The following is a 221-nucleotide window of genomic DNA, read 5'->3' as shown; positions in this document are numbered from 1 at the left end:
CATTGGTGAGATGTATGGCGTGGATGGTAGAAAATTCCAAAGACAGTACAAACAAAGCATCAGTAATTTTAAAGATTGGGAACAAAAAGCACACGCAGAAGATTGGATACTCTACCCAAAAAATATCTCCAGACAGCTTTCTTTGGATGAAGTTGCCCTTTCTGATGGAGAACTTTACACTGTTCTCACTTCCAAAACAGCAAAAGGTAGAAAAGGAAGTA

General features: G+C 38.5%; 1 pseudogene. It reads left to right on the top strand.

Features of this window, described 5'->3' with window-relative positions:
• Nucleotide 1: 1 nt before the first annotated feature.
• Nucleotides 2-221 (top strand): annotated as a pseudogene (locus tag AB671_RS22590) (DDE transposase); the annotation flags it as partial.

Origin of the sequence: Chryseobacterium sp. BGARF1, from assembly GCF_001677955.1 — a bacterium.
Classification (GTDB): domain Bacteria; phylum Bacteroidota; class Bacteroidia; order Flavobacteriales; family Weeksellaceae; genus Chryseobacterium.
Note: the sequence above shows the minus strand (reverse complement) of the source record. Positions and strands in the feature narration are given on the sequence as shown.